The organism is Acidobacterium sp. FHG110202_01 (assembly GCF_059115305.1).
Genome location: NZ_JBZYWJ010000008.1, coordinates 298,599 through 305,018, shown reverse-complemented (window position 1 = coordinate 305,018; position 6,420 = coordinate 298,599). Strand labels below are relative to the sequence as shown.

Below are 6,420 nucleotides of genomic sequence, written 5' to 3'. Positions count from 1 at the left end.
TCGGGCCATCCGTTGCTGCCACCACCAGAATTGCGCCGTCCATCTGCGCCGCGCCCGTGATCATGTTCTTGATGTAGTCGGCGTGGCCCGGGCAATCGACGTGCGCATAGTGCCGGTTCGGCGTCTCGTATTCCACGTGCGCCGTCGCAATCGTGATGCCCCGCTCCCGCTCCTCAGGCGCATTGTCAATCGTGTCAAACGAGCGGAACTTGATGTTCGGATTGTGCTTCGACAACACCTTCGTGATCGCCGCCGTCAACGTCGTCTTCCCATGATCAATATGTCCGATCGTTCCCACATTTACGTGCGGCTTCGACCGGTCAAATTTCTCCTTCGCCATTTCCCTTCGTCCTCTCTCGTGTGACTGCTCAAAACTTACCGGGCCCCGACAGCGAAGCCCGGTCTTAAAAAACTTACTTGCCCTGGTTACGCCCGATGATCTCTTCCGAGATCATGCGCGGAGCCTCTTCGTAACGGGCAAACTGCATCGTGTACGAAGCGCGTCCCTGCGTCGATGAGCGGATATCGTTCACGTATCCGAACATCTCCTTAAGCGGAACCATCGCCTTGATGACCTGCGAGCCGCCTGAGTGCTCCATGCCCTCGATGCGGCCGCGGCGCGAGTTGATGTCGCCGATGATGGTGCCCATGTGCTCTTCGGGCACGGTGACTTCAACCGCCATCACCGGCTCAAGCAGCACGGGGCCCGCCTTCTTCGCCGCTTCCTTGAAGGCCATCGAACCGGCAATCTTGAAGGCCATTTCGTTCGAGTCAACTTCGTGGTAGCTGCCGTCAATGAGCGTGACCTTGAAGTCGACCATCTCGTAACCAGCCAGAACACCGGAGAGCGATGCTTCGCGAATGCCCTGCTCGGCCGGCTTGATGTACTCGCGGGGAACCACGCCGCCCTTGATGGCATCGATGAACTCGTAGCCCTTGCCCGGCTCATTCGGCTCGACGCGAATCTTGACGTGACCGTAGTTGCCCGAACCACCGGTCTGGCGAATGTACTTGCCTTCGGCCTCGGCTTCCTTGCGGATGGTCTCGCGGAAGGCCACCTTGGGCTCGCCCACGTTGGCTTCGACCTTGTGCTCGCGCTTCAGGCGGTCCACCAGAATTTCCAGGTGCAGCTCGCCCATGCCGCTGATGATCGTCTGGCCCGACTCCTGATCGGTGCGGACCTTGAAAGTCGGATCTTCGTCAGCCAGCTTCGACAGCCCGATACCCATCTTCTCCTGGTCGCCCTTGGTCTTCGGCTCAATGGCAACCGAGATGACCGGCTCAGGAAAGTCGATCGCGCCAAGCGCAATCGGATGCTGCGGCGATGACAAAGTATCGCCGGTCTTGATTTCCTTCAGGCCCACGCAGGCGCAGATGTCGCCGGCCATAATCTCGGTGATGTCTTCACGCTTGTTGGCGTGCATCTTGACCAGGCGGCCTACGCGCTCGGTCTTGCCCGTGCGCGGATTCAGCACCGTGTCACCCGTCTTGAGCGTCCCCGAGTAAACACGGATAAACCCGAGCTTGCCGAAGGGATCGTTGATCAGCTTGAAAGCCAGCGCGGAGAGCGGAGCATCATCGCTGGTCTCGCGCGTCAGCACGACCGCTGTATCGTCCGGATCCACACCCTCGACCGCAGGAATATCGAGCGGGCTGGGCAGATAATCCACGACCGCATCGAGCAGCGTCTGCACGCCTTTATTCTTGAAGGCGGTTCCGCAGAGCACCGGGAATATCTTCATATCGATCGTCGCCTTGCGCAAAGCCTTCTTGAGCTCAGCCGGGGTCGGCGTCTCGCCTTCGAGAAACTTGTGCAGCATGTCGTCGTCGTTTTCGGCAACAGTCTCAATGAGCTGCATACGGAAGGCTTCGGCCTTCTTGACCAGGTCAGCCGGGATCTCCTCAATGTCGTACTTCGCACCCATGGTTTCGTCGTGCCACAGGATGGCGCGCATCTCAATGAGATCAATCACACCCTTGAAATTCGCTTCCGCGCCGATCGGAATCTGGATCGCAACCGGGCGGGCGCCGAGGCGCTTGCGGATGGTCTCAATCACATGCTCAAAGTCAGCACCGGCCTTATCCATCTTGTTGACAAAGCAAAGACGGGGAACCTTGTATTTATCGCCCTGACGCCACACGGTCTCGGTCTGCGGCTGAACGCCGGAGACGGAATCGAACAGCGCAACCGCGCCATCAAGCACGCGCAGCGAGCGCTCGACTTCAGCAGTGAAATCGACGTGGCCGGGGGTGTCGATGATGTTGATGCGAATGTTATTCCAGGTACAGGTGGTGGCCGCGGAGGTGATGGTAATGCCACGCTCCTGCTCCTGCTCCATGTAATCCATCGTGGCAGTGCCTTCGTGCACTTCGCCGATGCGGTGCGTAATGCCCGTATAGAACAGGATGCGCTCGGTCGTCGTTGTCTTCCCGGCGTCAATATGCGCCATGATCCCGATGTTCCGGCAACGATTTAGAGGTACTTGGCGAGCCACTGTAATTCTCTCTAGTTCTCTCAGGCCTTAAGCCCGAGGTTCAAAATGTTCCAGGAGCACCTGTTCACTCCCAGCTTTGCGTTTCCCTTCGCCGGCCCAGACCTGGCGCGCAAAGCGCGCGTCCGCCTGGACGGCCAGTCCTCACCAGCGATAGTGGGCGAAAGCCTTGTTGGCTTCGGCCATGCGGTGCACGTCTTCCTTCTTCTTCATCGCGGCGCCGCGGCCATTGGCGGCGTCGAGCAGCTCATTGGTCAGCTTGTCGACCATGCCCTTTTCGCCACGCGCGCGGCCATAGGTCACGAGCCAGCGGATAGCGAGCGAAGTGCGGCGCTCCGGGTTCACTTCGATCGGCACCTGATAGTTCGCGCCACCCACGCGGCGGGTCTTGACTTCAAGCATGGGCTTGCAGTTTTCGACTGCCTTCTTGAAGAGCTTGAGAGCCTCGTCGCCGCCCTTCTGCTCGAGGTTCTTCATGGCCTCGTAGAAGATGCCCTGCGCCGTGGACTTCTTGCCGCCCCACATCATGGAGTTGACGAACTTTGTGACCAGCGTCGAGCTGTAGACCGGATCGGCTGCAACTTCGCGCTTCGCAATGTGACCTTTTCTCGGCATAAACCTTTAACCCTGCGTTTCCTAAAAAACTTTAAAAGCAGATCCTTCCCCTTCACTACGCTCAGGGCCAGGATGACATCGGCAATGGGTTATTTTTTACCCGCTGCCGCTCCGCCCTTGGCGCGCTTGGCGCCGTACTTCGAGCGGGACTGCGTGCGCTTGACCACGCCGACCGAATCGAGCGAGCCGCGCACAATGTGATAGCGCACTCCGGGCAAATCTTTCACACGGCCGCCGCGGATGAGCACAATCGAGTGCTCCTGCAGGTTGTGGCCTTCGCCGGGAATGTACGACGTGACTTCAATGCCGTTTGTCAGGCGGACACGGGCCACTTTACGCAGCGCCGAGTTCGGCTTCTTGGGCGTCTGCGTGTATACGCGCGTGCAGACACCGCGCCGCTGCGGGCAGGCCTGCAATGCGGGCGAGGCCGTCTTGTACTTCGGGGCAGTGCGCCCTTTTCTTACGAGCTGACTGAATGTAGGCAATCCAGACTCCTTACCAACTCAAAAAACTCAATCTTCCGGACACGCAGCAACCCCGCACGCGTCTCGGCGGGCACGAAAATCCCGCATCCTTAAAAAGCGCGCAGACCAAAGTCACTTTTCGCGTCCGCTCTAGTTCCATCCCAGACAAGAACCGCGACGGTGACCGCACGTCCCCTCTCGAATTTTCGAGAGGAAAGCCGATTCCGTTTCGCTGATTCCGGCCCGCATAGCCTCTCAAGGTAAGAGGTGTCGCAGGCGCCGATGCGATCCGCCCATCCCTGTGAGCTGGATGGGGTCCGCAGAACTTTACTACACTGGCTTTTTCAACTGCCGCCAGCTCTCTGCAAACTCATTTGTCGCCGTTATATGTTCTCCAGACTATCTACACACGGGGAACACACTCACAGAACCTTCTTAGAGTAGCAATTCGTGCGTGCTCCGTCAACAAATTGCGCGAAAATTTCAAGAATTTCGCGAGCTCTGAGGGCTTCTGAGCCTGAGCATTCGCGGCTTAGAGAAGAATTGCTTCGCGCCGGCCCTTATTTTACGGGCAAGAACTCGATCTAAAAGCTTACCAACCTCAGAAAGTCTTCGGTCTGCTAGTATCCGGCATTATGTCCCTCTCCAAGCTGACCCTGGCTTTTGCCTGCCTTGCATCGAGCGCCATGACTCTGGCGCAATCCGCTCCTGTTACTCCTGCTAAAGATCCTCGCATCAGCGAGATCCTTTCGCAGCTTGAGATGGTTCGGGCTCCGCGGCAGACGGCCATCTCGCCGAATGGCCAGTGGGTGGCCTGGACGGCAGGCGCAGAGATCGATGTGGCACAGCTTGCGAATCCGCAGACTGTACATAGGGTGACGGCGTGCGCGAACGGACAGAGGGGGAATGAAGGCGAGATTGCCTGGGCGCCTGATTCGAAGAAGCTGGCCTTCTTCTCGAACTGCAATTCCGAGCACCAGCAGGGCTTGTATCTTGCGGAGCCGGAATCGAATACTCCGGCGCATGAGCTGGTGAAGTTTCATGGATATGCGAATGAGCCGCAGTGGTCGCCGGACGGGAAGTTTATCGGCCTGCTCTACGTGGAGGGAGCGACCCGGCCTGCAGGAGCGCTGGCGGCGATGAAGCCGCCTGCCGGGGTGATTGGCGTGGAAGGGCTGGAGGTGCAGCGGGTGGCCGCGGTCGATGCGGCCAGCGGGGCGCTCACGCAGATTACGCCGGCGAACCTGCATGTGTATGAATTTGACTGGTCGCCCGATGCAAAGAAATTGGCTTATGTGGCGGCGCCGCCACCGGGAGAGAACAACTGGTGGGTGGCGAAGCTCTATTCGGACTTTGTAGATACAGATTGCACGGCCACCAAACCCTGCAACAAGCTGAAGTCTTTACCCAAAGTTGTTGTCGATCCAACGACCGCCACAAGCCCTATTCATGGCCTGCAGATTGCAGTGCCGCGCTGGTCGCCGGATGGATCGCAGATCGCTTTTATCTCGGGCCTGATGTCGGACCAGGGCTCGACGGGCGGCGATATTTATCTTGTTTCGGCTCAGGGAGGCGAGGTCAGAAATATCACTCCGGACCGCAAGGCGAGTCCGGCATGGTTTGCGTGGGTCACAGACAGCGTTCTTGGCGTGACGGAGATCAGCGGCGGTTCATCGCATCTTTTTGCCTACGATGTCCAATCGCGCGAGGTGATGGAAGATCACAGCGTCACGCTCCCTGAAGGCATCGGGTCGGGCCAGCAGATGATGAGCCTTTCCATCGCGGATACGGACGAGCATCCGATTGCTTTTATCCGCAACTCCTTTTCACGTCCGCCTGAGGTCTGGGCGGGAACACTGGAAAATCTGAAACAGATCACTCACTACAACGACAATCTGAAGCCCGCGTGGGGCAAGGCCGAGTCGGTCGAGTGGGAGAATGAGGGCTTTCACGTACAGGGCTGGCTGATTGAGCCTGCGAACTATGATCCGGCGAAGAAATATCCGCTGATTGTAATGGTCCACGGCGGGCCAGCGTCAGCAGTCACGCCGCGCTGGCCCGGCGCGGGCTTTGGCGGCGCGCCTTTTTCAGCGCTGGGATACTTTGTGCTGGAGCCTAATCCCCGCGGCAGCTATGGGCAGGGCGAGAAATTCACCCAGGCCAACCGCAAGGATTTCGGCTATGGCGACCTGCGCGACATACTCACGGGCGTGGATGCAGTGACGAAGAAATATCCGATTGATCCGGAGCGCGTGGGCATTACGGGCTGGAGCTACGGCGGATTCATGACCATGTTTGCTGTGACGCAGACGAACCGCTTCCGCGCGGCGGTGGCCGGGGCGGGCATCTCGAACTGGCAGAGCTACTACGGAGAAAACTCCATCGACCAGTGGATGATCCCCTTCTTTGGCGCGTCCGTGTATGACGATCCGGCGGCCTATGCGAAGAGCTCGGCAATTAACTTCATCAAGCAGGTTAAGACGCCGACGCTCACTGTGGTGGGCGACCGCGATGGCGAATGTCCAATGCCGCAATCGTTTGAATTCTGGCATGCGCTGAGAGACCAGCACGTGCCGGCCGAGCTTGTGGTCTACCCGAATGAAGGACACCACTTCGTCAATCATGACCATGCGGTCGATGTGCTGGAGCGTGCGTTCGCGTGGTTTGAGAAGTATATGCCGGCGAAATAACGGGGCTCAGATTAAAGAAACTACCCCAGGTTAGCTCCGCCTCTGGCTACGCGAACCTGGGGCATCCGGCTCGTTTCCGCTCTCTAAAACCAAAGAGCATACAGGCTTGATGTCGCGCAGCAGATTTTTCTGTTGACGGCCTTATAGCCTTGTGCCAGA

General features: G+C 58.6%; 5 protein-coding genes. 1 reads left to right on the top strand and 4 read right to left on the bottom strand.

The window, feature by feature from the left end:
* The 4 genes from AC5S16_RS17955 to rpsL form a co-directional block, all read right to left on the bottom strand.
* Nucleotides 1–340 (bottom strand): GTP-binding protein (locus AC5S16_RS17955; RefSeq protein ID WP_493931481.1); only part of this gene is annotated, 340 nt, incomplete at its 3' end.
* Between the two features lie 73 nt (nt 341–413).
* The gene (fusA, locus tag AC5S16_RS17950) at nt 414–2,495 is read right to left on the bottom strand and encodes an elongation factor G (protein WP_493931480.1); all 2,082 of its coding nucleotides are present in this window, start codon (nt 2,493–2,495) and stop codon (nt 414–416) included.
* Nucleotides 2,496–2,636: 141 nt separating this feature from the next.
* Entirely contained in the window at nt 2,637–3,107 is a 471-nt protein-coding gene (rpsG, locus tag AC5S16_RS17945) for a 30S ribosomal protein S7 (RefSeq protein WP_493931479.1), read from the bottom strand.
* A gap of 89 nt (nt 3,108–3,196) precedes the next feature.
* Nucleotides 3,197–3,592: a 30S ribosomal protein S12 gene (gene rpsL / locus AC5S16_RS17940; RefSeq protein ID WP_493931478.1), complete on the bottom strand. Its 396-nt coding sequence runs from the start codon at nt 3,590–3,592 to the stop codon at nt 3,197–3,199.
* A 614-nt stretch (nt 3,593–4,206) separates the two neighbouring features.
* On the opposite strand from rpsL, the gene AC5S16_RS17935 reads away from it, so the two are divergent.
* Nucleotides 4,207–6,261, top strand: coding sequence for a S9 family peptidase (locus tag AC5S16_RS17935; protein ID WP_493931477.1), 2,055 nt, complete (start codon nt 4,207–4,209; stop codon nt 6,259–6,261).
* Nucleotides 6,262–6,420: the final 159 nt, after the last annotated feature.

Bases quoted from the DNA above. Each gene is read 5' to 3' on its own strand.
- rpsG (WP_493931479.1), bottom strand. From the start codon at position 3,107: ATGCCGAGAAAAGGTCACATTGCGAAGCGCGAAGTTGCAGCCGATCCG.
- AC5S16_RS17935 (WP_493931477.1), top strand. From the start codon at position 4,207: ATGTCCCTCTCCAAGCTGACCCTGGCTTTTGCCTGCCTTGCATCGAGC.